27 protein-coding genes are annotated in these 24,767 nt (G+C 55.6%); 22 read left to right on the forward strand and 5 right to left on the reverse strand.

Going from position 1 to position 24,767, the window contains the following annotated elements:
• Window positions 1-49 precede the first annotated feature (49 nt).
• From MJ257_RS17720 to MJ257_RS17740, 5 genes are all read left to right on the forward strand, one after another.
• Window positions 50-1,204, forward strand: a complete 1,155-nt coding sequence (locus tag MJ257_RS17720; RefSeq protein WP_240270480.1) for a PP2C family protein-serine/threonine phosphatase — start codon at window positions 50-52, stop codon at window positions 1,202-1,204.
• Entirely contained in the window at window positions 1,177-2,040 is an 864-nt protein-coding gene (locus tag MJ257_RS17725) for a sensor histidine kinase (protein WP_240270481.1), read from the forward strand. The genes MJ257_RS17720 and MJ257_RS17725 overlap by 28 nt, the downstream gene beginning before the upstream one ends.
• Window positions 2,041-2,102: 62 nt before the next feature.
• Window positions 2,103-2,441: an STAS domain-containing protein gene (locus MJ257_RS17730; RefSeq protein WP_240270482.1), complete on the forward strand. Its 339-nt coding sequence runs from the start codon at window positions 2,103-2,105 to the stop codon at window positions 2,439-2,441.
• Window positions 2,442-2,459: 18 nt separating this feature from the next.
• Complete coding sequence (gene rsbW, locus MJ257_RS17735; protein WP_178021987.1) at window positions 2,460-2,909, forward strand: anti-sigma B factor RsbW; 450 nt, start codon at window positions 2,460-2,462, stop codon at window positions 2,907-2,909.
• On the forward strand, window positions 2,906-3,679 hold the full coding sequence (locus tag MJ257_RS17740) for a sigma-70 family RNA polymerase sigma factor (protein WP_240270483.1): 774 nt from the start codon (window positions 2,906-2,908) through the stop codon (window positions 3,677-3,679). The genes rsbW and MJ257_RS17740 overlap by 4 nt, the downstream gene beginning before the upstream one ends.
• A gap of 45 nt (window positions 3,680-3,724) precedes the next feature.
• On the opposite strand, the gene MJ257_RS17745 is transcribed toward MJ257_RS17740, so the two are convergent.
• Entirely contained in the window at window positions 3,725-3,946 is a 222-nt protein-coding gene (locus tag MJ257_RS17745) for a hypothetical protein (RefSeq protein ID WP_240270484.1), read from the reverse strand.
• 170 nt (window positions 3,947-4,116) lie between these two features.
• Here MJ257_RS17745 and MJ257_RS17750 point away from each other — a divergent pair, with 170 nt between their 5' ends.
• A complete protein-coding gene (locus tag MJ257_RS17750; protein WP_240270485.1) occupies window positions 4,117-5,127 on the forward strand; it encodes an asparaginase in 1,011 nt (336 codons plus the stop codon).
• Window positions 5,128-5,150: 23 nt separating this feature from the next.
• Here the strand turns inward: MJ257_RS17750 and MJ257_RS17755 are convergent, their stop codons facing one another.
• Window positions 5,151-5,378, reverse strand: coding sequence for a DUF1128 domain-containing protein (locus MJ257_RS17755; protein WP_178021983.1), 228 nt, complete (start codon window positions 5,376-5,378; stop codon window positions 5,151-5,153).
• Window positions 5,379-5,516: 138 nt separating this feature from the next.
• On the opposite strand from MJ257_RS17755, the gene yyaC reads away from it, so the two are divergent.
• The 4 genes from yyaC to MJ257_RS17775 all read left to right on the forward strand — a co-directional run bounded on the left by yyaC (window position 5,517) and on the right by MJ257_RS17775 (window position 9,415).
• Window positions 5,517-6,044: a spore protease YyaC gene (gene yyaC / locus MJ257_RS17760; protein WP_178021982.1), complete on the forward strand. Its 528-nt coding sequence runs from the start codon at window positions 5,517-5,519 to the stop codon at window positions 6,042-6,044.
• A gap of 546 nt (window positions 6,045-6,590) precedes the next feature.
• The gene (locus MJ257_RS17765) at window positions 6,591-7,397 is read left to right on the forward strand and encodes an alpha/beta fold hydrolase (protein ID WP_240270504.1); all 807 of its coding nucleotides are present in this window, start codon (window positions 6,591-6,593) and stop codon (window positions 7,395-7,397) included.
• A gap of 147 nt (window positions 7,398-7,544) precedes the next feature.
• A complete protein-coding gene (locus MJ257_RS17770) occupies window positions 7,545-8,192 on the forward strand; it encodes a DUF6483 family protein (protein WP_240270486.1) in 648 nt (215 codons plus the stop codon).
• Window positions 8,193-8,233: 41 nt separating this feature from the next.
• Entirely contained in the window at window positions 8,234-9,415 is a 1,182-nt protein-coding gene (locus MJ257_RS17775) for a class I SAM-dependent methyltransferase (protein ID WP_240270487.1), read from the forward strand.
• A gap of 577 nt (window positions 9,416-9,992) precedes the next feature.
• On the opposite strand, the gene MJ257_RS17780 is transcribed toward MJ257_RS17775, so the two are convergent.
• Window positions 9,993-10,256 carry a hypothetical protein gene (locus MJ257_RS17780; RefSeq protein WP_240270488.1) on the reverse strand — a complete coding sequence of 88 codons (264 nt, stop codon included), beginning with the start codon at window positions 10,254-10,256 and terminating at the stop codon, window positions 9,993-9,995.
• 55 nt (window positions 10,257-10,311) lie between these two features.
• Here MJ257_RS17780 and MJ257_RS24835 point away from each other — a divergent pair, with 55 nt between their 5' ends.
• Window positions 10,312-11,946 carry an O-antigen ligase family protein gene (locus MJ257_RS24835; protein WP_275693882.1) on the forward strand — a complete coding sequence of 545 codons (1,635 nt, stop codon included), beginning with the start codon at window positions 10,312-10,314 and terminating at the stop codon, window positions 11,944-11,946.
• Window positions 11,947-12,018: 72 nt separating this feature from the next.
• On the opposite strand, the gene MJ257_RS17790 is transcribed toward MJ257_RS24835, so the two are convergent.
• Window positions 12,019-12,330, reverse strand: a complete 312-nt coding sequence (locus MJ257_RS17790; protein ID WP_240270490.1) for a dehydrogenase — start codon at window positions 12,328-12,330, stop codon at window positions 12,019-12,021.
• A gap of 172 nt (window positions 12,331-12,502) precedes the next feature.
• Here MJ257_RS17790 and uptA point away from each other — a divergent pair, with 172 nt between their 5' ends.
• The 10 genes from uptA to MJ257_RS17840 all read left to right on the forward strand — a co-directional run bounded on the left by uptA (window position 12,503) and on the right by MJ257_RS17840 (window position 23,048).
• Window positions 12,503-13,114, forward strand: a complete 612-nt coding sequence (gene uptA, locus MJ257_RS17795) for an undecaprenyl phosphate transporter UptA (RefSeq protein WP_240270491.1) — start codon at window positions 12,503-12,505, stop codon at window positions 13,112-13,114.
• A gap of 124 nt (window positions 13,115-13,238) precedes the next feature.
• A complete protein-coding gene (locus MJ257_RS17800) occupies window positions 13,239-13,865 on the forward strand; it encodes an MBL fold metallo-hydrolase (protein WP_240270492.1) in 627 nt (208 codons plus the stop codon).
• A 340-nt stretch (window positions 13,866-14,205) separates the two neighbouring features.
• Complete coding sequence (locus MJ257_RS17805; protein ID WP_240270493.1) at window positions 14,206-14,589, forward strand: ATPase; 384 nt, start codon at window positions 14,206-14,208, stop codon at window positions 14,587-14,589.
• A gap of 183 nt (window positions 14,590-14,772) precedes the next feature.
• A complete protein-coding gene (gene gatC / locus MJ257_RS17810; protein WP_240270494.1) occupies window positions 14,773-15,060 on the forward strand; it encodes an Asp-tRNA(Asn)/Glu-tRNA(Gln) amidotransferase subunit GatC in 288 nt (95 codons plus the stop codon).
• 68 nt (window positions 15,061-15,128) lie between these two features.
• Window positions 15,129-16,583, forward strand: a complete 1,455-nt coding sequence (gene gatA / locus MJ257_RS17815) for an Asp-tRNA(Asn)/Glu-tRNA(Gln) amidotransferase subunit GatA (RefSeq protein ID WP_240270495.1) — start codon at window positions 15,129-15,131, stop codon at window positions 16,581-16,583.
• Window positions 16,584-16,617: 34 nt separating this feature from the next.
• The gene (gene gatB / locus MJ257_RS17820; RefSeq protein ID WP_240270496.1) at window positions 16,618-18,057 is read left to right on the forward strand and encodes an Asp-tRNA(Asn)/Glu-tRNA(Gln) amidotransferase subunit GatB; all 1,440 of its coding nucleotides are present in this window, start codon (window positions 16,618-16,620) and stop codon (window positions 18,055-18,057) included.
• Between the two features lie 85 nt (window positions 18,058-18,142).
• The gene (locus tag MJ257_RS17825) at window positions 18,143-18,607 is read left to right on the forward strand and encodes a GNAT family N-acetyltransferase (protein ID WP_240270497.1); all 465 of its coding nucleotides are present in this window, start codon (window positions 18,143-18,145) and stop codon (window positions 18,605-18,607) included.
• A gap of 181 nt (window positions 18,608-18,788) precedes the next feature.
• Window positions 18,789-20,606 (forward strand): DUF4097 family beta strand repeat-containing protein, encoded by a 1,818-nt coding sequence (locus MJ257_RS17830; protein WP_240270498.1) that lies wholly within the window; start codon window positions 18,789-18,791, stop codon window positions 20,604-20,606.
• Window positions 20,607-20,750: 144 nt separating this feature from the next.
• Entirely contained in the window at window positions 20,751-21,179 is a 429-nt protein-coding gene (perR, locus tag MJ257_RS17835; protein ID WP_240270499.1) for a peroxide-responsive transcriptional repressor PerR, read from the forward strand.
• Window positions 21,180-21,317: 138 nt separating this feature from the next.
• A complete protein-coding gene (locus MJ257_RS17840) occupies window positions 21,318-23,048 on the forward strand; it encodes a glycosyl hydrolase family 18 protein (protein WP_240270500.1) in 1,731 nt (576 codons plus the stop codon).
• A gap of 86 nt (window positions 23,049-23,134) precedes the next feature.
• On the opposite strand, the gene MJ257_RS17845 is transcribed toward MJ257_RS17840, so the two are convergent.
• Window positions 23,135-23,515 (reverse strand): YgzB family protein, encoded by a 381-nt coding sequence (locus MJ257_RS17845; RefSeq protein WP_240270501.1) that lies wholly within the window; start codon window positions 23,513-23,515, stop codon window positions 23,135-23,137.
• A 147-nt stretch (window positions 23,516-23,662) separates the two neighbouring features.
• Between MJ257_RS17845 and MJ257_RS17850 the strand changes: the two genes are divergently transcribed.
• Window positions 23,663-24,541, forward strand: a complete 879-nt coding sequence (locus tag MJ257_RS17850; RefSeq protein ID WP_240270502.1) for a nucleotidyltransferase-like protein — start codon at window positions 23,663-23,665, stop codon at window positions 24,539-24,541.
• The last annotated feature ends 226 nt before the right edge of the window (window positions 24,542-24,767 follow it).

A 24,767-nucleotide genomic window follows, 5' to 3' on the forward strand; every position in this document is an offset into this window, starting at 1 on the left:
CGCCGAACTAAAATGACTCATAGCTCAAGCTCATTCTAAGGAGATAAACATGAGAATATTGATCGTTGACGACAATCCGACAAACACCATTATCATCCGCGAGATCTTGAAGAAGGAAAACTACCGGAACACGGTTGCGGTAACTTCCGCCCGGGAGATGTTCGAGAGGCTTGGCGTGAAGAATCTGGACAAAGTTGAGGAGAGCGGGCCATCCGACGTGGATTTGATTCTGCTCGACATGATGATGCCGGAGATGGACGGGATTCAAGCTTGCCGGATTTTGCAGCGTTCCGAACATCTTCGGGAGATCCCGATCATCGTGGTCACGGCAGTAGGGGATTCCAACAAGCTTGCGGAAGCGTTGGATGCCGGGGCCGTCGATTATGTGACGAAACCGATCAATAAGGTGGAGCTGATGGCGCGGATTCGCCTGGCATTAAGACTTAAGCTGGAGAAGGACTGGCACCGTAACCGGGATCAACGCATCCAGGAGGAATTGAAGCTGGCGTCACTTGTCCAGAATGCCGTTCTAAGCGCCCCAATCCGTGATTCGGAAGTCGAAATCGACGCCATTTACAAGCCTTCCTACGAGCTGGCGGGAGATTTGTATTCCTGGTATTCGCTTGGAGGGGGGAAATACGCGATTATTTTGCTTGATATGATGGGTCATGGCATTTCCTCATCCCTTTTCTGCATGTTCATCTCCTCCGTTTTGAAAGATACCGTACATACCTTCGTGGAACCCGAGAAGGTCATTCAAGAGCTCAACCGCCGATTTATCCAGCTGCATATCGAAAGCAAATTGATTCAATATTATTTCACGGCCATTTATCTCGTTGTAGATACCCGGAGCAAAATCATCGAATACGTGAATGCCGGACATCCGCCTGCCCTGTTGTTTACGGAGAACCGACCATCCGTCCGTTTGGATAAGGTGGGTCCGCCCGTAGGTTTGTTCGACAGCATCGAAACCGATCCGCAGACGCTTCATTACGAAGGACCGGGCCATCTGGTGCTCTACACCGACGGGTTGATTGATGCGCAGGAAGAATCGGCGGAGGCGCGGCAGGCCTGGCTGGAGAATCAACTGAACACCTGCGGCCATGACTTCGACCGCGACGCGATGAGCCGGTTGTTCTTTGAAGAGACCGTTCCGCGGAATAGGGAGGACGATAAATGCCTGGTCTGGATCTCGCTCAAATGAAGGATACGGGCGGCAAGGAGCGGGCGGAATTGGAGCTGGAACAAAAGAAACGCGAATTGGAGCACCTGAACCGCGAGCTCGCGAAAGCTCAGGCGGCCGCGGCTGCCAGCGAACAAGCCAAACGGGATTTCCTGGCGATGGTGGGCCATGAAATCCGTTCGCCGCTGAACGGAATTTTCGTGATGAGCGAGCTGCTGCTGGAAACGGAACTGACCGAGGAGCAAAAGAAATACGCCAGCTTGATCTTTGCCAACTCCAATACCCTGTTATCGATATTTAATGATATCCTAGATTTTACCCGGCTGGGTCAAGATCGGCTGGAATTGGAGGAAACCCCGTTTGCGCTTCGGGAAGCGATTCAGGATATCTTCTCCTTGTTCCGGCAAGAGACCATAGGCAAAGGGGTGGACCTGTATTTCCTCATCGATGAGCGGCTACCGGATCTGCTCTATGGCGATATCCGGAGGCTGCGCAAAGTGCTGATTCACTTGTTGGCTAATGCCGTCAAGTTCACCGATAAAGGCAGGATCTATATGGTCGTAGCCTCAAACCAACCTGTCGGAAGCGGAAACATTGGATTGAGCTTCACGATCGGCGATACAGGGATCGGTATTCCTGCAGATCGGATGCTCCAGTTGTTTGAACCGTTTGCGCAGTTCGACTCCTCCATGACGAGGAGATATGGCGGCCTCGGGCTGGGGCTGGCCATTTGCCGGAAACTGGTGAACCTGCTGGGCGGCGAGCTTCAGGCGAAGCCGCTGGAGGAGAACGGCACGGCATTCACTTTTGCGCTCACGTTTCGCAGCATGGCCCCCGGTGAAGCCGAAACCCGTTGATTCAGCGGAGGACAAGCTGGGTTATGTTGTATTAAGAAAACCTATTCCAGGGAGAGTATTTCATGAACACGAGAAAAAGTTTGAAATTTTCCACCACGACACAACTGGAAAACGGGATTTGCACCGTATCTTTGCACGGCGAGCTGGACTTGTCCGTAGCCCCTGATTTTCGTAAGGTAATGGACCCGCTGGTAGGAAAAGATGATGCCGATTTGGTCCTGAACCTGAAAGAATTGAAGTACATCGACAGCACCGGGATCGGGATTTTCCTGTCCATCTTGAAAGCAAGACAAGGAATGAACTCGAGGTTTTATGTGCGGGAAGTGCCGGACCACATCCGGAAGCTGTTTGAAATGACCGGGATAGCTAGGTTTTTCGCGGAGCAGGAGAACTCCCAATAAGGAAAGGATCGAGTATTAATGATAGAGGAAGTAGAGAGAATCGTCATCAGCCTTCCGGCTACAGCGGAATATGTGGATATTGTTAGGTTGAATTTATACGGCGTAGCCTCGAAAATGGGATTTTCGTATGAGGAAATTGAAGACATGAAAGTGGCGGTATCGGAAGCCTGCAACAATTCCGTGTTGTATGCTTACCGGCAGGACATTGGGAAAATGGAAATTACGTTCGAAGTATTAACGGATGCTTTGTCGATTACGGTCAAAGATGAAGGGGAGAGCTTTGAACCGTGGGGGCAGGCGGGCGGCGTTACGCTGCACGAGAAGGAATTAAGCGAAGCTCCGATCGGGGGACTAGGCTTCTATCTGATGCAGGCGTTGATGGACGACGTCAGCGTGGAGACGCAAGCCGGAAAAGGAACGAAGGTGATGATGGTCCGCCGACTCCAGAAGAGCGAGGAGAAGGTATGACCGATCGAACGGCTCCCCAAGAGTCATTTCACGAGTCAACCCGCTTGATTCGGCTGTATCAGGAAACCAAGGACAACGAAATCGCCACCCGGTTAATCCGGAAATACGATCCGATGGTCAAAATGGCTGCCGGCAAAATTGCCCGCAATCGGCCGGATTTGTACGAGGATTTATACCAGGTAGGCGAAATGGCTTTGGTTCGTTTGCTGCAGCAATACGACAGCGAGTTGGGTATTCCCTTTGAACCGTATGCGATGAAAAGCATGATCGGGCATATGAAAAACTATTTGCGCGACAAGTCCTGGTACATTCAGGTGCCGCGAAGAATCAAGGAAAAGGGAGCGTTGGTCCAGCAGGCGATCGACGAGCTTACCGTCAAGCTGGAGCGATCTCCCGACATCAAGGAGATCGCGGAGTATCTGGAGCTCTCGGTTGAAGAAACCGTCGAGGTGCTGGCCGGACGGGAATGTTATCATTACGTGTCCTTGGATTCGCCGTTGTCGCCGGACGAGAGCGCCGCAACGCTGGGCGAGATGATCAGCATGGATGCCGACGATTACGATGCGGTGGAGAACCGGATGGATTTGCAGCAAGCGCTGAACCAATTGAAGGCCCAGGAGCAGCAAGTCCTGTTGATGGCATTTCAAGAGGGACAATCCCAAAGGGCAATCGCCCAGAAGCTGGGGATGTCCCAAATGAGCGTATCCCGGATCCAGAAGCGGGCAACCGAGAAGCTGAAGCAGATCATGGATTATATGAACACCACTTGAAAGCGTTGCCTGTGAAATTCGGGGCAGCGCTTTTTTTGAAACGATCTATTGGCCCGGATCGGACAACAAGCCGTTTTTCTCCAGGTCCTCTCGGCTCGTTTTCATAGCTTCCATCTCTTCTCCCAGCTGAATCAAATCTTCCATGTCGTTTACCATGGATCCGTTTTCGGCTTCGGCGATCTCTTTGTGCTCCGGATATTCGCCGGCTTGGGCAGCCCGGATTTGCTTGGCAACATACTGTTCCTGCCGGTCTTCGGGTTGGGTCATAGGGGATGTCTCCTTTCTCTTTGTCTGAAACCGTAGATAGTTTGTGCTAATGCCCCCGCTTCATATACCGGCGAATCGGCGGCCAGGCCTGCGGGTGGTTCTATAGCCAGCGGGCTTCCGCTGTACTATACTGTGAAGGAACGGAACCGGATTAAGGAGAGAACGAAGAGATGAACAACAACGAAGCGTTACTGGTGAATGAATATCGTGGAGGGCTGCTGGAATGCGCCCACTATGGCCATATCTGCATCATTGATGAACAAGGGAGAGTCGCCAAGCGGGCCGGGAATCCCCACGCAACCGTATTTACCCGTTCTTCGGCCAAACCGATTCAGGCGATACCGGGCATCCGCGCGGGGATCAAAGAGGCTTACGGGCTGACGGACGAAGAGATTGCCATCATGACCGCTTCCCACCGGGCCGAGGAGATCCACGTTGGCACGCTGGAGAGCCTGCTAGGTAAAACAGGACTCGCTGAAGAGCGGCTGGTCTGTGCCCCCAGCTTGCCCTTGGACGAGGCGGCCAAAGAGCGGTTGCTCCGTCAAGGTGGAGCGTATCGCCGGATTTTCCATAATTGTTCGGGCAAACATCTGGGTGTCTTGGCTTACTGCCAAATGAAAGGATACCCGCTGGAAAGCTACAATCACCCGGATCATCCGGTTCAACGTGAAATATTGGCGACGCTGGCCGGTTTGGCGGGGATTTCCGAGGCGCAGATCTCGTTGGGGACGGATGGCTGCGGCTTCCCTGTCTTTGCGCTGCCGTTATCCGCTCTGGCTGCCGCCTATTTGAAGCTGGCTTGCCCGGATTTGATCGAAGATCCGGCGACAGCCGAAGCGGCCAAGGTCATTACCGGTGCAATGAACCGCCATCCCTTGCTCGTTGCCGGTACCGGGCGGATTGATTCGATCTTGCTGGGAGATCCGAATATCGTCGCCAAGGGTGGATTTAAAGGAGTTTATGCATTTGCTCTGCGCCGCGAGCGCGTAGGCGTGACTTTCAAAATTCAGGATGGTTCCGAGGAAGAGTGGGGAATGATCGCTTTGTCCGTGCTGGAGCAGCTGGGGTACGAAAACGAGGAAACGCTGCGAAAACTGCGCGAAGCGTTCCCGTCTTCGATTTTGAATGATGAGGGCTGGCAAGTGGGGCAAGCCGAAACGGCATTTCGGTTGGAAAGCTAACTCAGACCCGAGGCGGCTTTCCTTTAGGCTTGGTTGCGCAGTCTTCCAAGCTCTTGGGCGAGCGCTTCGACCTCGGAGATGCTCAGCCGCTCTTTGCTCATGACGATGTCATAAACGTCGCGGATATCGTCATATTGGTTAACGTGGAACGCGGAGGCCGACATCGCCGCACCGGAGGCCATTTTCAGCTTGCTTTTGATCGCTTCGATCATGTATTCGATATTTTCCTGGCTTTTCGTGGATAGATCCATGGTTATTATTCATCCTTCCGGGTTATGGGTTATTAGCTATTGTATCATGAGGGAAGCGGGTTCATGAAGTTTTGCGGTCGACTGTCCGGATGCGTTACAATCAGGATACGGAATACCGGGAGGGAGCGTGTCTAGGTCATGCAGGAACAGAAGGGATGGCCGGGGGCGGGCTTGAACCGGAAAAGGCTGAGCGCCGGAGAGCTGGAGGCTTTTTTTGCAGGCATTCGCGACCGGCATATCCGTGATGCCGTCACCTTTCTATGTATTGGGACGGATCGATCTACGGGGGACGCATTAGGTCCGCTTGTGGGGACGAAATTGACGGAGCTGGGGTTCGGGCACGTGATCGGGACGCTTCGCGAACCGTGTGACGCGACGAATCTGGAGCAGCGCATGGCTGAGATTCCCGAAGGACGCGTGATCATCGCCATCGATGCCTGCCTGGGAATGGCGGATTCGGTTGGGTATTACCTGGTTTCCGGCCAGCCTTTGCAGCCGGCCCAGTCCGTAGGGGCAAGCTTGCCGGAGGTCGGACACTACAGCATCGCAGCAGTCGTCAACGTCAAAGGCCCCAAGCCTTATTGGACGCTGCAGATGACCTCGCTATACAAGGTCATGCAAATGGCCGATGAAATCGCGGGCGCCGCGGCATCGGCGTTTCGGTGAGAAGGTTGGATGAAGCTAGGGAGTGAGTAGCGGAGCGTACGTTTTGGGTACGTGAGCAACGGAAGTCCCGGGTGAATTCAAGATTCGAAGCCGATACACCTTCATTGAGCTGCTTCGTGAACCGAAGATGACTTTTTGAACAACCGGTTCAAAAGAAGATTCAAAAAGTCAGGTTTGGAGCACCGAGAAGGTTGGATGAAGCTAGGGAGTGAGTAGCGGAGCGTAGATAGATCTACATGAGCAACGGAAGTCCCGGGTGAATTCAAGATTCGAAGCCGATACACCTTCATTGAGCTGCTTCGTGAACCGAAGATGACTTTTTGAACAACCGGTTCAAAAGAAGATTCAAAAAGTCAGGTTTGGAGCACCGAGAAGGTTGGATGAAGCTAGGGAGTGAGTAGCGGAGCGTAGATAGATCTACGTGAGCAACGGAAGTCCCGGGTGAATTCAAGATTCGAAGCCGATACACCTTCATTGAGCTGCTTCGTGAACCGAAGATGACTTTTTGAACAACCTCTAAAATATGGGATGAAAGTGGGTAGCGTAATGGACAAAGTAACGGTCAACGGAACAACGATCGCCTATGAACAGCAAGGACAGGGCGAAACGATAGTTTTGCTGCATGGCTTCTGCGGCAGCTCCGCTTACTGGGAGAAGGTTCAGCCGCTGCTTGCCGAACAATATCAGGTCATCGCCCCCGACCTTCGGGGCCACGGGGCCACGGCTGCGCCGATGGGCGCCTATACGATCGATCAAATGGCCGACGATGTCGCAGGCCTGATGGAGGCGCTGGGGGTAAACCAATATACGCTGCTAGGTCATTCGATGGGCGGATATGCCGCCCTATCTCTGGCTCAGCGTTATGCGTCGCGCTTGAACGCTTTGGGTCTGATCCATTCCACGGGATTCCCGGACAGCGAGGAAGCGAAGGCGAAACGGCTTGAGGCGGTTTCGCGCATTCGATCCGAAGGCATCACCCATTTTGTGGACGGCCTGGTGCCGGGGTTGTTTTCTCCGGACAACGTGACCAAGCTTGGAGCCGATGTAGATCGCGTGAAAGAGATTGGCTACAAGACGCCGCCCCAAGGGGCGACGGGAGCCGCGCTGGCCATGCGCGAGCGGCCCGACCGCCGGGATGTAATGGCGGATACGCCGCTTCCGCTGCTGCTGGTCGCTGGTGAAGACGACGCCGTCGTGCCGATGGCCCGGCTGTTTACGACCGAAGGCCCGAACGTCACGAAAGCGGTCATCAAAGGCGCGGGTCACATGAGCATGTATGAAGCACCGGAGCAGTTGGCGGCGGTCATCTCCGATTTTATGCGCAGCGTAACGGGAGAGCCGAAGGAAGCTTAAGGCTAAGCATTTTCGAGGACGTTTCGCATTTTTAACCTAGTTGAACCGAAGCCAAAAGGAACCGGAGCTTCCATTTGAATCTCCGGTTTTCGGCTTTTTCAAAATTGGCGGAGCCGTGCCTGAATACGGGACGAAAGGGGAGTATCCATGCTGCGAAGGGATTATCTCGTTCGGATGATCGAGGAAATGACCGAAGTGTTGGGGAAAGTGTTTATGCTGAAACAGCAGAAAAAGAAGGTTGAGGCATTATGGGCTCTCGACGAGCTGTTTAAAGGGCAGTTTCGCTTGAGCTCCCAACTGCTGGAGAACCTCTCCGCCAAAGACATCGTGCGCTTATTTCAAAGCGGCGGAGAGGTAGAGGCGGACAAGCTCCAAAGCCTGGCCCGGCTGCTCAAAGAAGAGGGCGACGTGTACGAGAACTCCGGGGAGCCTGACGAAGGGGCTTCGCGATGGCTCAAGTCGCTCCATCTTTACTTGACCGCCGCGCTGCATGGTGCGGATCGTTCCCTTTGGGACATGTATGCTGCTATATCCGAGCTGCAAGCGCTGCTAAAAACTTACCGTCTTCCTCCGGATACCGAATGGCTTGTGCTTCGCTGGGAAGAAGGCGAAGGCCGGTATGACCTAGCGGAAAACGCGCTGTACCGCTTGCTGGAGGAGGGCCATGCAACCAAAGAGGACGCGGCCGGGTTTTATCGGCGGTTGCTGACGCTTCCGCGCGATACACTTGCGGCCGGCGGTTTGCCGGCAGAGGAAGTCGAGGAGGGGCTTGCCGAAGTGGAGGCCCGGTTTTGACCGTAACTACTCATATGCAGAAAGGCAGCTGTTAAACAAAAATGGAATCACTGCGCAAACTCGCAAACGAACTAGCGGAGAAGGGCACCCTGATCACGGCCACGATCAGCGGCCGCCGCAAACCGGGGGATACGGAATACAGCAAAGTGCAGATCAAGCCGGTCGAAATCAAAAAAAATCTGCACTATCAATTTGCTTACCATTACCCTAACAAGGTGCTGCATCAAAACATTCCGGCCGCTGCGTTTGCGGACGAACTGACGAAGCTGTTTGCGGAAACGTTCCGGCAAGGGTTGCTTTGCACGGCAGAGGCCGATTTTCAGCTATTGATCAGCAAGAAGTTTAAAGTGACGATTCTGAAAAAAGCACCGTCCCGCAAGCCGCTGGGGACGCTGACCCATAACCGGAAAAAGCAATACGTGCTGGAGGAAGGGACGCCGGTCCCGTTTTTGGTGGAGCTCGGGATCATGAACGCGGAAGGCAAGGTCCTCGCCAAAAAATACGATAAGTTCAAGCAGATCAACCGCTTCCTCGAAATGGTCCAGGATGTCCTTCCCCATTTGCCGGAAGGCCGGCCGTTGACGATCGTCGATTTCGGCTGCGGCAAATCCTATTTGACGTTTGCGCTGTATCATTATTTGGCGGTGCAGCAGCAGAGAAAACTAAATGTGGTCGGGTTGGACCTGAAGGCCGACGTCATCGAGCACTGCAGCGGGTTAGCCCGCAAGCTGCAGTATGAAGACCTGCGTTTTCTCGTCGGCGACATTGCCGATTACGACGAGCTCAGCGCGGTTGACATGGTCGTTACGCTCCACGCCTGCGATACGGCGACGGATGCTGCGCTGGAGAAGGCGGTCCGCTGGGGCGCTTCGGTCATCCTGTCCGTCCCTTGCTGTCAGCATGAGCTGTTTAACCAAGTGCAAAACGAGGTGCTGCAGCCGCTGCTGGGACATGGCATCCTGAAGGAGCGCTTCTCCGCGCTGGCGACCGATGCGATTCGCGCCAAGCTGCTGGATGTGATGGGCTACAAAACGCAGCTGCTGGAGTTCATCGACATGGAGCATACGCCGAAAAACATTCTGATCCGTGCCGTGAAATCGGGCGGTGCGAACGTTTCGGAGCTTTGGAGGGAGTATATGGCGTTCCGCGATTTTTTAAACGCCGATCCTTACCTGGAGCGTGCTTGTCGCGATCTGCTGCCGGAGGCGGCAGAGGGAAAATAATGGAGTCGAGTAGCCGGCCGGGGATGTTCCCGACCGGCTTTTTTAGTTTTAACTGGTTGGGTCGGTGGAGTATGAAACGAGGTAATACCCGCCAAAGTCGGAAAATAACTGTACTTTGACATTTGCTTCAGCTTGCTGCTCGTCACCTCCTGAGAATACCCTGCCTTAAACTTGCCAATGAATGAGTAAAGTGAGTTGGACTAAGGTCAACTAGCTAAGTTGAAATGGCAAAATATGAGGGTGAGGTGGAGGCTGTGGGGCAATGGCGAGTTTGGGGAGTAACGGGGGCGGTTTGGCTGAGCAGCGTGTGGGTCTGCTTGAATCAAGGGCTGTTCTGGACGGATCGTCCAGAAACGCTGCTGCTGGCGTCCGCCTGGCTGGTCGCCGGAGCGGTAGCTGCGGGAGGATGGGTAATCCTGCGAGGGGGAGGCCGCAACGCAAAGTCAAGTCCGCTGCTGAAAGAACCTAGCCCGTTGCGGTCGGAGCCGGTTAATCGATACGCCCTTGTACTGTCCGTCGGCCCCTTTGCCATCGCGGCTGGGTACGGAGGCAGGCTCGCGGCCGGCCCGTTGTCGGTTCAATCGACGGTGGAGTCCCTGCGGCTCTGGGCGTTTCTAGGCGTATTCGCCGCGGCGCTAGGTGCGTTGGCGACAGCTAAATCCCTGCTCGGCCGCCGCGCGCTGGAGGCCGGCTGGCTGCTGATCGGCGGGCTGCTCGCCGTCACGGCGCTGGCCGTGGTATACGGTGTGCTGCCGCTGCCGGGAGCGATATTACGCACCGCGAATACAGCCGTTTCGGCGACCGGGTCCCGGCTGGGCGGGCTGCTCCAGTACCCGAACACCTTCGGTGCGGTGATGGCGGCGTTCCTGCTGGAGCGGCTGATGCGGCTCGCGAGGATGGAGCGGGCCGCTTTTACGCGCGAAGGCGGCTGGCGCGGGCAGAGGGCAGGGGCGCTCGCCCTGCTGTTTGCCCTCGGCCTGCTGCTGAGCGAGTCGCGCGGCGCGCTGGCCGCCGCGCTGGGCGGCTGGGCCGCAGGCCTCGCGCAGCTGCGCGGCGCCGAACGGCGGCGCTACGCCCGGCACAGCGCCGTCTTCGCCTGCGCGGCCGCCGTGCTGGCGCGCTGGCTCGCGGCCGCGCAGCTCGCCCCGGCGCCGGGGCCCGGCGCGCTGGCACTCGCCGCGGTGCTGGCCGCAGCGCTGCTCGCGTCCGGGCTCGCGGCCGGCGCGCCGCCGCGCCAGCGCCCGCGCAGCGCCCCGCGCCGCCTCGCGCCGCCCGCGCGCCCACGCGCCGCGGGGCTGCACCGCGCGGCTTGCGCCTGCGCCGGAGCGGCGTTGCTGCTTACGGCGCCGCTGGCCGCGCTGCCGGCGTCCGCCGGTTTCCTCGGGCGATGGTTCCGCCCGGAAACGGCGTCCGCCCGCGCGACGATGTACGCCGACGCCGCCGAGCTGCTCCGGCGGTCGCCGTGGCTCGGCCAAGGCGGAGATGTCTGGCGCCACGCGTTCCGCAGCGTCCAAAGCCGGCCTTACGTCGGCAGCGAGGTGCACAGCGGATACCTGGACCTGGCGCTCGATCTGGGCCTGCTTGGGCTCGCCTTCGCCTTGCTCTGGCTGGGGGTCATGATGATCCCCCTGCTGCGAACCCGCAGCGCGCTGCTCCCGCCTTACCTCGCGCTGCTGCTGCATAGCGCCATCGACTTTGACCTCAGCTACGGTCTCGTCTGGCTGCTGCTGCTGTGGGCGGCGGCCATCGGGATCGCCGAGGCGCGCGACGGACGCCTAGCTCTTTCGCTCAGCCCCGCCTCGCCTACCGGGACGCCGCAAACCCGCGCCGCTTTGCTCCTCCCCCGTCTAGTCCGCCTTAAGCATCGCTTCGCGCCCCGCCTGCGCGCACGGCGCTCATTGCCTTCGCTGCGTCCGCTGCTCTGCGGCTTGGCTGCCGCCGCGCTGCTCGTGCTTAGCGTGTCCGGCTTCCGCGATGCCGAAAGCCAGCGGCTGCACCGCCAAGCCCTAGACCGGCCGCCACAGGCGAACCGGGAGGCGACGGAGTTGCTTCGGCACTCGCTGGCGCTTTCTCCGTACCGCACATCGGTACGGGTAGAGCTGGCGGAACGCTTCGCGCCGCAGGAGGCGACCGCGCTCCTGCGGGAGGGCCTGCGTTACGAGCCGGAGCGCGCCGAGTTGTGGCTAGCCTTGGGCCGCTCGCTGGCCCGGGAGGGAGACCCCTCCGCCGCGGAGGCGCTGCGGCGAAGCGTGGAGCTGGACCGGTTCGACCGGGTCAAGCAAACGGCGGCCTTGCGCGAGCTGTGGCAGTTAACTCAAACCTTGCGAGCAAACGGTCATCTGGAGAAGGCCGAAGCCGCCGCATCGGTCGGGGCCGTCCTGTACGCAGACTATTCGCGTCTGGCCGAAGCGCTAGCCGATGCCCCTGCCCCGCGTAATGACCGAGCGTTCCGGTTGACGGCGGAAGCCATGGAGCTGGGCCGGAAACTGCAACAGCCGTCTCACCCTTTAACGAGCGACGCCCTGAGGTAGGTATCTGCGCCTATCTACATGCCAAGCTCGCGGAGCGGCATTCCCGCCAGTCACGTCCATTCGGCTTACTGCCTAGCCCCCGAACGCCGCGCGAAAGGCTGAGGATAACGCTTCGCGGTCGATCTCCCATAATTCGGCAAGCTCGGCGCTGACGGCCTCGTCCCACCAATCCGCCAAGAGCTTGCGGTTGCTGATGTTTTCGCCGATCCACAGCAGGTTGCCGATCACCTTCTTGTAATACAAGGCTTCGCCTTGCTTGATCCGTTCCTCCGGAATGTAAACGCCGAGCCGCTTGACCGTCCGGTACAGCTCTTTGCTGCAGCTGCGGCGAATCTTGCGCGGGGTCGGGAGGGAAGTCCGATGTTTTGCCGGTAAGTTTGTCATGGCTTTAAGTCGCCTCCTTTTGCTCCAGCATATGCGGGCGGATTTCCCGGAGTCACCGGGGCGCAAGAGCGAAGTAGAACGCATGTCCCCGGCTATGATAGAATAGACTGAGATTAAAGGGAGATTTTGCTGTCTTTCGGGATGGAAAGCTAACGGGAAAGAGGACGAAGCTGTGGATTGGATATCGAATTTAGTGAGCGTACTATTGGATTGGGTGCAGCAATTGGGGTATGTCGGCATTATGCTGGGACTGATGATCGAGATCATCCCCAGCGAAATCGTGCTGGCTTACGGCGGTTACCTCGTGCATCAGGGGCATATCAATTTCATCGGAGCCGTCTTTTTCGGCACGGTGGGCGGCGTGATTGCCCAGCTGTTCATTTACTGGATCGGGCGTTACGGCGGCAGGCCGATTTTGGAGAAGTACGGGAAGTACATTTTGATTCAAAAGAAACATATCGACGTATCCGAAGCCTGGTTCCTGAAATACGGGCCCGGGGTGATTTTTACCGCACGGTTTATCCCGGTCGCGCGGCATGCGATTTCCATTCCCGCAGGGATGGCCAAAATGCCGGTCAGCAAGTTCCTGCTGCTCACGACGCTGGCAGTTATTCCATGGTCGGTCCTGTTCGTTTATTTGGGGATGCTGCTGGGCGAGCAGTGGCAGCATGTTGACGAGAAGGCCGGGCCTTACATCATGCCGATATTGTTAGGCGCTTTGGCGCTGTTGATCGTGTATTTGATCGTCAAAACCTTCGGAAGCCGGAAGAAGGGCGACGCTTAAGCCGCGGCGCTCCGTGCTGCGATAAACCGGACAGGCTGTACCCGGTTAAGAACCTATGAGGGAGGAGGCGGAATAGGCTGGATTGCTGTCATTAGACGGCGCAAGCTTATTCCGAGCGATAGATATGTTGAAAATCGAAAGTTTTGCCTTGGGTCCTCTGCAAACCAATGCGTATTTGCTGCGGGGAGAAGACGAAGGGCGGGCGATTATTATCGATCCCGGTACGAACCCGGGGCCGCTATTGCGCAAAATCGAAGACTTGGAGATTGAGGCCATTCTGCTCACCCATGCCCATTTCGACCACATCGGAGGCCTGGACTCGATTCGCAAGGCGAAGAATTGTCCGGTCTATGTCCATCCGCTGGAAAGCGACTGGCTGACGACGCCGAAGCTGAACGGCTCGCTGATGTGGCCCGAGGTGGGACCGCCCGTCGCAACGGATCCGGCGGAATTCGACTTGGCTGAAGGACAGAAGCTACACCTCATCGGACACGAGTTTACCGTATACCATACGCCGGGCCATTCGCCGGGTAGCGTCAGCTTTCTGTGCGGGGACGACCTATTCTCCGGAGACGTGCTGTTCCGTCTCGGCGTTGGGCGGACGGACTTGCCGGGAGGCCGTGAAGCGGACCTGTACAATTCGATTCGCGGGAAGTTGTATCGGCTGAAGGACGAGGTGAAGGTCTACCCCGGGCATGGGCCCCGAACGACCATCGGCTTCGAACGGGCGAACAATCCGTACGTCTCCTAGAGACGGATGGATCCCCGGCTGCCGCAATTCAAATAAAATCGACGAAAAGGTACAAAAATAGTGGACAAAAGTGCAACCCTTTGATAGGATGTACTTATTAAAACATTGTAATCTTTGCGAAGCACGCAAGCTGCGGAATCATCCCGGTTTGCGTTCTTTTTTTTGCTTTGTCCCTCGGATGGTTAAGGGACGGACACCTGACCGCCAAACTGCATACGCTATTCATATCCGGGATTCCGGTGAAGAACTTGACCAATCTCCGTCTCTTTTAGTAGGATTATATAAAGCAATGCAAGTTTATGAGGAATCTTAGCAACCAAATAACTCAGGGAGGTAGACGATGCTTCATTTGGGAGAGAAAATCGTTATCGTCGGTGATGCTTTTGAGCAGAATCTTCCTGTTGGGGAATATGGCTACGTTATTGCTTACGACCGCAATCCGGACAATGCTTTTGACTACGTCATCCGGTCTCCGAAGACGGGGCGGAATTACTTCGTTCCGCAGAGCGATATAGAATCCGAAAGTCGGCTGATCGAGCAGGAAGCGGAACGCGCGACACAGGAAGCTTTAATCGATTTCGCGCTGGCTACGCATAACGAGAAGCTGTTCAAGCAAATCATGAATGGCGAGGACAGCGACGCAGACGGGCAGCAGGAACCAACAAAGGAAGTAATGTCCCAAGCGGAGTTCATTAAGCAAGTGAACCTGCGGGCATGGATATAAGAAGGGAGTCGGCATAAGCCGGCTCTTTTTCTTTTTGCTGCGGACGAAGGGCGCCGATTCCTCCTTTCCGCTTTAACGGATTGAATTGAACCGGAATCTACAATATAATTTTATTCAATTGTACAAGCATGGTAGAATGTACGAATAGTGCGGGAACGCATCACTAAAGGAGGCATCCATGGCATGAGTATCCAGACGAAAGACGTTGAACATGTGGCGAAGCTGGCCCGCCTGCACCTGTCCGACGAAGAGCGGGATAGGTTCACGGAACAATTAAACGCGATTTTACAATACGCCGAGAAGTTGAACGAACTAAATACGGACGAGATCGCGCCGACGACGCACGTGCTTCATTTAAGCAACGTGATGCGGGAGGACGTGGTGAAGGACAGCCTGCCGCCGGAGAAGGTATTCCGCAATGCGCCGGACGAAGAAGACGGGCAGTTTAAGGTGCCGGCCGTACTGGAATAGGCCCTATCGTCACGAAGACCAACGATCGTTATTGAAATAACTAGGGTACACAAAGGAGGAAGCTTAGATTGGCGCTTTTTGATTTGCGTTTGCAGGAGATACATAATCGGCTTCACAACAAGGAGTTGTCCGTTTCCGATTTGGTCGGCGAAGCCTTCGCCAAAATCCGGGAATTCGACGGAAAGATCGGCGCCTATTTGACGTTGAACGAAGAGGGCGCTCGCGCGGAAGCATCCCGTTTGGACGCCAAGCTGGCACAAGGGGAAGCCCGCGGGTTGCTGTTCGGACTTCCCGTAGGCGTGAAGGACAACATGGTAACCGAGGGATTGCTGACGACGTGCGGCAGCCAATTTTTGAAAAACTACGATCCGATTTATGACGCTACGGTGGTGACCAAGCTAAAGGAAGCGGAAGCGGTCACGATCGGCAAGCTGAACATGGACGAGTTCGCCATGGGCGGCTCCAACGAGAACTCCAGTTTCCATCCCGTGCGCAACCCGTGGGATTTAAGCCGCGTACCGGGCGGTTCCAGCGGGGGTTCGGCAGCTGCGGTAGCCGCAGGCGAAGCCTTCTTTACGCTCGGCTCCGATACCGGCGGTTCGATTCGCCAGCCCGCGTCGTATTGCGGCGTGGTTGGTCTTAAGCCAACCTATGGCCGGGTATCGCGCTACGGCCTCGTGGCGTTTGCTTCATCGCTGGACCAGATCGGGCCGATTACCAAAAACGTCGAGGATGCTGCCTACGTTCTGCAGGCGATCGCCGGTCACGATCCGAAGGATTCCACCTCCGCCGACGTGGAGGTGCCGGACTATTTGAGCGCCCTCACCGGTGACATTTCCGGACTGCGCATCGCCGTGCCGAAGGAATATCTGGACGGCGTTGACCCGCAGGTCAAGGCTTCCATCATGGACGCTTTGCGCGTGCTCGAAGGTCTAGGCGCCGTATGGGAAGAAGTATCGCTGCCGCATACGGAATACGCGGTAGCCGCTTACTATTTGCTGGCTTCCTCGGAGGCTTCGTCCAACCTTTCGCGTTTCGACGGCGTTCGTTACGGCGTCCGCGCCGACCATGCCGGCAGCCTGCTGGACCTGTATTACGATTCGCGCAGCCAAGGATTCGGCCCGGAAGTGAAACGCCGGATCATGCTGGGGACCTATGCGCTCAGCTCGGGTTATTATGATGCCTACTATTTGAAAGCCCAAAAGGTCAGAACGCTGATCAAACAGGATTTCGATCAGACCTTTGCCAAATACGACGTGATTCTCGGACCAACGGCTCCAACCACCGCGTTCCCGTTGGGCTCGCAGGTTGACGATCCGCTCACGATGTATTTAAACGATATTTTGACGATACCGGTGAGCTTGGCCGGGGTTCCCGCCATCAGCGTCCCGTGCGGATTTGCCGAAGGCCTGCCGGTCGGGTTGCAAATCATCGGCAAACCGTTCGACGAAAGCACGGTTCTGCGCGTGGCTCACGCCTTTGAAGCGAATACGGATCATCACGAACAACGTCCCGCCTTGTAGGTTTCCATATCAATGTTTTGCAGGAGGATAGGCCATGTCAACATCCAAATATGAAACGGTGATCGGGTTGGAGGTGCACGTGGAGCTGCATACGAAAACGAAAATTTTCTGCGGCTGCTCCACCGAGTTCGGCGCTCCGCCCAACACGCATACCTGCCCGGTTTGCCTGGGGCATCCCGGCGTATTGCCGGTGCTGAACCGCCAGGCCGTCGACTACGCGATGAAAGCGGCGATGGCGCTGAATTGCGAAATCGGCGATGTCAGCAAGTTCGACCGGAAGAACTATTTTTACCCCGATTCGCCTAAAGCGTATCAGATATCCCAATACGATCAGCCGATCGGTTTGAACGGATACATCGATATTGAAGTGGACGGGAAGACGAAACGGATCGGGATTACCCGTTTGCACCTGGAGGAAGACGCCGGCAAGCTGACGCACGTGGACGGCGGGTACGCATCGCTGGTGGACTTTAACCGCGTCGGTACGCCGCTCGTGGAAATCGTGTCCGAGCCGGACATTTCCTCGCCGGAAGAAGCGCGGGCATATCTGGAGAAGCTGCGGGCGATCATGCTGTATTGCGAGGTTTCCGACGTGAAAATGGAGGAAGGCTCGATGCGCTGCGACGCCAACATCAGCTTGCGGCCGCAGGGTCAGAAGGAGTTCGGCACGCGCGCCGAGCTCAAGAACATGAACTCGTTCCGCGGCGTGGTTCGCGGACTGGAGTATGAACAGCTGCGCCAGGCCGAGATTTTGGACGAGGGCGGAGAAGTCGTGCAAGAGACGCGCCGCTGGGACGAAACGCAAGGCAAGACCTTCTCGATGCGCGGCAAGGAAGAAGCGCATGATTACCGCTACTTCCCGGATCCCGATCTGGTCACCCTGCATATCGACCAGGCGTGGAAAGATCGGATCCGCGAGACGATTCCGGAGTTGCCGGATGCCCGAAAGGCCCGTTATGCTTCGGAATACGGCTTGCCGGAGTACGATGCCGGCGTCATTACGTCGTCCAAAGCATTGGCAGATCTGTTCGAAAGCAGCCTTGCTTATACGAAGGATGCCAAAGCGGTGTCGAACTGGATCATGGGCGACCTGCTGGGTTACCTGAACAGCAATTCGCTGGAATTGTCCGACGTGAAGCTCACCGGTCAAGGTCTCGGCGAGATGATCGGCCTGCTGGAGAAAGGCACGATCAGCTCCAAGATCGCCAAAACGGTGTTTAAAGAAATGCTGCAAAGCGGCAAGCTGCCGCAGCAGATCGTTGAGGAGCAAGGACTGGTGCAAATCAGCGACGAAGGCGCTATTTTGGCGATCGTTCAAGAGGTCGTGGCAAACAACCCGGCTTCCGTCGAGGATTACAAGGCGGGTAAGGAGAAAGCCATCGGCTTCCTCGTCGGCCAGGTCATGAAGCAAAGCAAAGGGAAAGCCAACCCGGGGTTGGTCAACAAACTGTTGGTGGAAGTGCTGAAGGGCTAAGGGCTTACGGCGCACGGAGTGCTTGCCGCATTCACTGCGGAGGGCGTATTCGACAGGCCAAGGTCGATCCGAGGGGGGACAGCCGGTGATCAAGCAATTAATGCTGAAGGACACGGATATGGTAGAACAGCTGTGGAGCCTGCAGCATTCGGCTTACCGGCTGGAGGCCAAGGCTGTTGGTCTGACGGAGACGCCGCCGCTGCCGGATACGTTTGACTCCATCCGCACGAGCCGCGATGTGTTTTTCGGCGAACTGTCGGAGGACGATGAGCTGCTCGGGGCGATTGCGGTTCGCGACGAGCTGCCCGGAACCCTCGAGATCACCCGTTTGATGGTTCACCCGGGCCATTTGCGCCAGGGGATCGGGGCCAAGCTGCTGCAGTACGTCCTTACGGTACACCGCGACAAACAAGGGTTTACCGTAACGGCTAGTACGCTGAACGCCCCTGCGGTGGCTTTGTACCGCAAGTTCGGCTTTCAACCGGTGAAACAGGTGAACTCCGCCGCAGGCGTTGAACTGACGATATTTCGAATGGACATGCTAGAGTGATCGAGCACGCTTTTGAACCGCGTTCCCGGGTTTGAAGGCGTGCTTTTTTTCATGAAAGATTGTAGGGGGGCGGCAGGTCCAGTTCATTCCACGTTACAGATGAAGTTTATTTCGGTTAAAATTAAGAAAACAGGGATATCCGCGCAGATGAATCCAAACGATAGAGAAAGGGGTGGAGGAGATGACGCCGGATATGCAGCCTATCGGCCAGACGCCGATGCAGACGCGAACCCAAGGATATCGGCCCCGGCGGCGCAAGCGTAAGCTGGTGGCCTGCCTGCTTTCCGCCCTGCTTCCGGGTTTGGGCCATTTGTATTTGCGTCTCTATTTACGCGGCCTTTGCTTCATGTATTTCGTCTTGATCGATGCTTCGGCGTTGATTTATTTCTCTTCGGTTCGCATGGCGATTAATGTACCGCTGTTAATCTGGTTGGGCTTGTTGATTCCTGCGGCGTATTTCTTCAGCATCTATGATGTCCTTCAATCCACCGATGCGCATAATGCCCGCCTGAAAAAGGAACTCGAGGGGAATCCGGCTCCCATAGCAGACACGCCCTCCGGCAGCAACATCAAACAAGGGATCGGAGCCGGAGCGCTGCTGATCGGCGGTGGTGCCGTTTTGTTCATGTTTCGGATGAAGCCGTTCTGGTTGCAGCTGTTGGTGCAATACGCCGGGTCCTACCTGGTCTCGTTCGCGTTGGCCTTGGCGGCGGTTGTGCTGATTTTGCGCGAATCGAAACGCGCGTTCTTGCGGTCGGGACGCTTTACTGCCGCCGCGTTACTGCTGGCGGTTGCGGTGATTCTCCTGCGCGACGCGATGACCGGTCGTGACGAAATGCGGCTGCTCATTCAATGGTGGCCGTTGGCGTTCGTTTTATGGGGAATCGAGCATATTTTAATAATGGCATGGAGCGCGATGAAAAAGACGCAAGCCAGACGCCGGCCGCATGTGGACGTAAGAGGGCTGCTGCTCTCCATGTTTATGGCCTTCTCCGTGTTCGCGATAACGCAGCAGGATCAATATATGCACGTATGGAACCGGGTCAGCCTGGATTTGACGGCAGCGGGGGCGGAATATAGCGCGGCGGAAGGGTATCGCGTCGAAAAGCCTCAACTGGACATCCCGATCGACCTGGACACCGAGCGGATCGTCGTTGACGGGATGAACGGGGATATCGAGGTACGCAAGGCGGAGATCGATCACGTCATCGTCCGCTACACAGTTTGGATCGACCAGTTGGGTACGGAGGAGGCCCGTAAAATCGCGTCCGTGACATCCGTCGAAGCCGACGAAGGCAAAACGTTGGGCTTATCCGTCAAGGACAAGGCATACGGCGAGACCGGCCGCCGCCACCCGCGCGTGAATTTGACCTTGATCGTCCCCGCAAACCGGTTTCTGGATCTGGACATCACGACGTCAAGCGGCGGGATCACTTTAACCGGCGTCCAGACGATGAAGCAGGCGAAGCTGCAAACCGGGAATGGCGATTTACGGTTATGGGACGTGATCGGGGATGTTTCGGCCAAGACGCTGAACGGGGACGTGGAACTGTACCGGATCTTCGGGGCGGCCCAAGTCGATACGCAAGGCGGCAACATCAAGGGACGGGGGATTACCGGCAAGGCATCCTTGTCCACCTTGGTCGGCGATATTACGTTGACCGATGCTCAGGACGGCATTCAAGCGCATACGAAAAACGGAAATATCCGGATTGACGGCGTTCCGTTAGATTTGCAGGCGGAATCGCTGAACGGCAAAATTTATATCACCTCTCGCCTCGTTGGCGGCGATTGGGACGTGTACAGCGCGGTCGGCGAACTCCGGCTGGAGCTTCCGGAGGAAGGGAATTACGAACTGGAGGGTTCCAGCGGGTATGGCGATATTTTCACCGAGCTGCCTTTTGCGGTCGATCATAAGGAAATTCATGGTACGCTCGGAAACGGCGAATACAAGCTCAAGATTGACGGCAATAGCGATCTATATGTGAATAAAAGCTGAACACCGGAAAAATCAGGCGATGCACCAGCGCCTTGGCGTTGATCTTGCGTTGACAAAAGTTTTGGCCTAAACGTACAATAATCTTGCGAGCTTTTTTAGCATAACTATTAATAAGGAATGAGCATTTAGAAGGCGGTGGACGAGATGACAACGCGCGTACAGCATGCCCTGGACCAACTGAAGAACAATGGTGTCCGCATCACGCCGCAGCGTCACGCCATACTTACGTATCTCATGGAATCGATGAGCCATCCGACCGCGGACGAGATTTACCGGTCCTTGGAGCCCCGCTTCCCGAACATGAGCGTAGCTACGGTATACAACAACTTGAAAATGCTAATCGAAGCCGGCATGGTCCGGGAATTGACATACGGGGACAATTCGAGCCGTTTTGATGCCGACGTGTCCAACCATTATCATGTGATTTGCGAGAAATGCGGGAAGATCGAGGACTTCATGTACCCTTCCTTGGAGGACGTGGAGCATAAAGCGGCTGAGGCGACCGGCTTTGAAATTCACGGACACCGGCTGGAGTTACATGGGGTATGCAGCGAGTGCCGCATCGAACATTAAAGAGTACGAAACCTGCGAGAATCAGAAAACGTGCGGAATTCCTTCTGGAGTTCTTCACGTTTTTATTTTTACGGTAACTTTCGGCAGGCTTCATCAGTTATTATTAATAGACGGAGATTGTAATACGGAGGGTTGTCTTTGAAAAGCAGAAGAGACACGTATCGAAGAAAAAGAACCGGAAGAAGGAAAACCAAGTGGTTTTTCGGACTGATCCTTATCATAGCAGGACTTTATTGGGCTCAATCGGTATGGCTGCCCAACCGCGAACATGTCGAACCCGAATGGCTGGGCCAAGTGGATAAGCCCTTATTTGCCGATGGGCAATTGCTGGACGGGACCGGGATCGGATCGGGAGACAGCTTGAAGCTGCCGCTTCCAGTCATCCAACAGATCATTGAGCCAACGATTCGTTACGAGGAAGACACCAAGTCGGTTATTTTGACGACGCCGCGGAAATTGGTCTTGCTCAAGGCGGACGAGAAGATCGCCAAAATCAACAATAAGCCAACAGAGCTGCGTTTTGCTCCCGAGGAGAAAGACGGCGTTCTCTATCTTCCGGCACATCTGCTCCAGGAATTGTACGGAGCCGAGGTTCGCGAGGATGCTTCTTCCGGCGCCGTGCTGCTGTACCGGGCGGGAGAGAGCATCATGCCTGCTGCGGTGAAGGCGGGCTCCGGCAAGAACGACACCGTTGCGCTTCGAACCGGTCCCAGCATTCATCAGCCCATCTTGGCCGATATGAAGGCCGATACCGAGCTGCGGATTTTGCAGGCGCCGGATGATGAATGGTATTATGTCCAACTGGACAACGGGTATACCGGTTACGTCCGCCAGAAGAGCGTGGTGACGGGCGAGAAGCGTTTCGTCCCTGAGCTGAAGCTGGAATTGTCCGCGGCTAAACAGAAATGGCAGTCCAAAACGGTCAACATGACCTGGGAAGCCGTGTATCAGGTCGCCCCGAAACCGTCATCCATCGGTAAGCTGCCGGGCGTGAACGTGGTTAGTCCTACCTGGTTTTCGCTGGTGGACGGCAATGGAAACGTGCAGAGCAAAGCGGACAGCGCTTATGTTAAATGGGCTCATGGCCAGGGAATGCAGGTCTGGGGATTATTCAGCAACAGCTTTGAGCCGGATTTGACATCCAAAGCGTTGTCCAGTTTCGAGAATCGCCTGACGACTATCCTGCAAATGCTTCATTACGCGAAAATCTACGATTTGGACGGCATCAATATCGATTATGAAAATGTCTATACCCAAGACGGGGACAATCTGACCCAGTTCATGCGAGAGCTTCGCCCGTTGGCAGAGGAGCAGGGATTGATCGTCTCGATCGACGTGACTCCGAAATCGAACAGCGAGATGTGGTCGGCGTTTTTGGATCGACGCGCCTTAGGCCAAGTGGTGGATTACCTCGTTTTGATGGCTTACGATGAGCACTGGGCTGCCAGCCCGGTGTCCGGCTCCGTCGCTTCGCTGCCTTGGGTACGGTCGTCGGTGACCCGAATTCTGGAGGAGGACGGTGTGCCGTCAAGCAAGCTGATCCTAGGCATTCCGCTCTACACCCGCATCTGGACGGAAACCGTAAAGGACGGCAAAACGGAGGTCGATTCCAAAGCGATTGGGATGGACAAAGCCCAGCAAATCCTTGCCGAGAAAAAATTGAAGCCGCGCTTCTCCGAAGAGACGGGACAAAATTACGTGGAATACGAAGATAAGGAAGGGCTGCACCGGATTTGGCTGGAGGATGCGGAATCGTTAAAACGTCGCGTGGAATTGGCCAAGTCGTTGAAGCTCGGCGGGATCGCCACCTGGAACCGCAGCTTTGCGTCCGACGACGCCTGGGAGACGCTGCGGCAAGTTGAAAAATAGAGGCTTGCTCCTAAAGAAAGCGGACCGCTGCTGATACGCAGGGTCCGCTTTTTTTCGTTGTAATCCGGTCATGGCTGGTTAGATGATTAGCTTTGGCTTGAAACACCTGAAGTTTGCTGCTGTTCCAATTGGTCCGCGGTGATCGTCGCCTGCGCCGGGTCCAGGGTCAAGATGGTTTTGCAGAACATGCAACGATCCGTCTTGCCTAGCATTTTGGTCAGTTTGTGGCATTCCGGACATTCCAACTGCACCGCAGAGGTGGACAGCATGCCCGCCCAAAAATAGATGGCCAAGCTCGCCAGCATCGCGATCAAGCCGATGGCAAGTCCGATGGCGGCTACCACTTTTCCCGATTGCCCCCAGAACACGATCCCGGCGGTTCCCAGGACCATCAAGCCCATTCCAAGCATGGTCAGCAGCAAGCCCCATAAACGAAATTCATTAATTTTGCTCGATTTAAAGAACATTGGGCCACCTCGATTCTTTAGCTATTCATAGGGGAGAATCCCCTCGACTTTTTCCAAGTGCTCCAAAAAACAAGAAGGAAACTCAGACTAGGCGTAGAACTATATTATAACGAATCGGCAGGAATACGCCAAGCTGGGAGGGTATCCGTGGAAACAACCATTTTTTCGATCTTGGACGAGGAGAAAGCCGGGCATGGGGCCATTGGAGCGGTCGGATATCGCCTGGATCAATCCGGCTCCCACGACTCGCTGCTGCATGATTTCGAATTTCTCATTATGGTTGTGCACCATGGCTTGGAGGAGACGGAACAGCGCATCGAACACGGCATGAGCGGCGAAGCGGCTTATCAACTGCTGCATGTCGGCAGCCGCGACATTGAACGAGGGATATTGATCGGGGATCAGCGGGATTCCGTTAAATATTTTTTGCACGGGGAGATCATTTGGGACATTGAAGGAAAGTTATCGGCATTTCGTTCTTATATCAATGAGTTCGGCGAACCGATGAAGGAACGGCGAAAGCTGAAGGAGTTCGCCAAATTCCTTAAAGTTTATGGAGAAGCTAAACGCTATACCGCGGAGCAGGATTTGCTGGATGCTTATTTTTGCGTACTGCAGGCACTTAAGCATTATGCACGTCTCGAATTGATCGAGCAAGGGATCCTGCCGGAAAGCAGCGTATGGGAGCAGGTACGCCCTTTGAATTCGGTTGTTTATAAGTTGTTTGATGAACTGACGGAAAATTCCGAAACGTTGGAGCAGCGGATTCAGCTTGTTCTATTGGCATGCGAGTTTACTTTGGCCAGTAAGATGGCGGATTGCTGCAGTTTACTGCTAAGGATATTGGGCAGCCGGAAGGAAGCGTGGAGTATTCAGGAATTGGCGCAGGTCCCCGATCTGGAGCATGTCAAGGATGAGCTTCCGTTATTGCTTCGTAAAATGGTGACCCGTTCCTTGGCGCAAGAGATCACTAAAGCCCATAAGGAGGGCGCAGGCGATAGCCGGGAGCTGAGGTATAGAGTGTAAATGCGGCGGAATCCCGGTTTCCATATTATACCTGGGACAAACGGGTTGACGCCCCTATTGGATCTGTGTTAAATTATATCTCGCCCCTAAAAAGGCAGTGAAGTTCTGAAGCGTAAATCGGCGAAAGCCGAAAGGCTTTGAAAAAAACTTCTTGACTTAAAAGAGGCAATTGTGATATATTATAAAGGTCGCTGCTGAAACAAAATTCAGCGACGAAATGAAAAGT

Origin of the sequence: Paenibacillus timonensis (assembly GCF_022427145.1) — a bacterium.
Classification (GTDB): domain Bacteria; phylum Bacillota; class Bacilli; order Paenibacillales; family Paenibacillaceae; genus Fontibacillus; species Fontibacillus timonensis.

What these genes read in the sequence shown, in the direction of transcription:
- MJ257_RS17720 (WP_240270480.1), top strand. Translation starts at nt 50, where the DNA reads ATGAGAATATTGATCGTTGACGACAATCCGACAAACACCATTATCATC.
- MJ257_RS17725 (WP_240270481.1), top strand. Translation starts at nt 1,177, where the DNA reads ATGCCTGGTCTGGATCTCGCTCAAATGAAGGATACGGGCGGCAAGGAG.
- MJ257_RS17730 (WP_240270482.1), top strand. Translation starts at nt 2,103, where the DNA reads ATGAACACGAGAAAAAGTTTGAAATTTTCCACCACGACACAACTGGAA.
- rsbW (WP_178021987.1), top strand. Translation starts at nt 2,460, where the DNA reads ATGATAGAGGAAGTAGAGAGAATCGTCATCAGCCTTCCGGCTACAGCG.
- MJ257_RS17740 (WP_240270483.1), top strand. Translation starts at nt 2,906, where the DNA reads ATGACCGATCGAACGGCTCCCCAAGAGTCATTTCACGAGTCAACCCGC.
- MJ257_RS17745 (WP_240270484.1), bottom strand. Translation starts at nt 3,946, where the DNA reads ATGACCCAACCCGAAGACCGGCAGGAACAGTATGTTGCCAAGCAAATC.
- MJ257_RS17750 (WP_240270485.1), top strand. Translation starts at nt 4,117, where the DNA reads ATGAACAACAACGAAGCGTTACTGGTGAATGAATATCGTGGAGGGCTG.
- MJ257_RS17755 (WP_178021983.1), bottom strand. Translation starts at nt 5,378, where the DNA reads ATGGATCTATCCACGAAAAGCCAGGAAAATATCGAATACATGATCGAA.
- yyaC (WP_178021982.1), top strand. Translation starts at nt 5,517, where the DNA reads ATGCAGGAACAGAAGGGATGGCCGGGGGCGGGCTTGAACCGGAAAAGG.
- MJ257_RS17765 (WP_240270504.1), top strand. Translation starts at nt 6,591, where the DNA reads ATGGACAAAGTAACGGTCAACGGAACAACGATCGCCTATGAACAGCAA.
- MJ257_RS17770 (WP_240270486.1), top strand. Translation starts at nt 7,545, where the DNA reads ATGCTGCGAAGGGATTATCTCGTTCGGATGATCGAGGAAATGACCGAA.
- MJ257_RS17775 (WP_240270487.1), top strand. Translation starts at nt 8,234, where the DNA reads ATGGAATCACTGCGCAAACTCGCAAACGAACTAGCGGAGAAGGGCACC.
- MJ257_RS24835 (WP_275693882.1), top strand. Translation starts at nt 10,312, where the DNA reads ATGGAGCGGGCCGCTTTTACGCGCGAAGGCGGCTGGCGCGGGCAGAGG.
- MJ257_RS17790 (WP_240270490.1), bottom strand. Translation starts at nt 12,330, where the DNA reads ATGACAAACTTACCGGCAAAACATCGGACTTCCCTCCCGACCCCGCGC.
- MJ257_RS17800 (WP_240270492.1), top strand. Translation starts at nt 13,239, where the DNA reads ATGTTGAAAATCGAAAGTTTTGCCTTGGGTCCTCTGCAAACCAATGCG.
- MJ257_RS17805 (WP_240270493.1), top strand. Translation starts at nt 14,206, where the DNA reads ATGCTTCATTTGGGAGAGAAAATCGTTATCGTCGGTGATGCTTTTGAG.
- gatC (WP_240270494.1), top strand. Translation starts at nt 14,773, where the DNA reads ATGAGTATCCAGACGAAAGACGTTGAACATGTGGCGAAGCTGGCCCGC.
- gatB (WP_240270496.1), top strand. Translation starts at nt 16,618, where the DNA reads ATGTCAACATCCAAATATGAAACGGTGATCGGGTTGGAGGTGCACGTG.
- MJ257_RS17830 (WP_240270498.1), top strand. Translation starts at nt 18,789, where the DNA reads ATGACGCCGGATATGCAGCCTATCGGCCAGACGCCGATGCAGACGCGA.
- perR (WP_240270499.1), top strand. Translation starts at nt 20,751, where the DNA reads ATGACAACGCGCGTACAGCATGCCCTGGACCAACTGAAGAACAATGGT.
- MJ257_RS17845 (WP_240270501.1), bottom strand. Translation starts at nt 23,515, where the DNA reads ATGTTCTTTAAATCGAGCAAAATTAATGAATTTCGTTTATGGGGCTTG.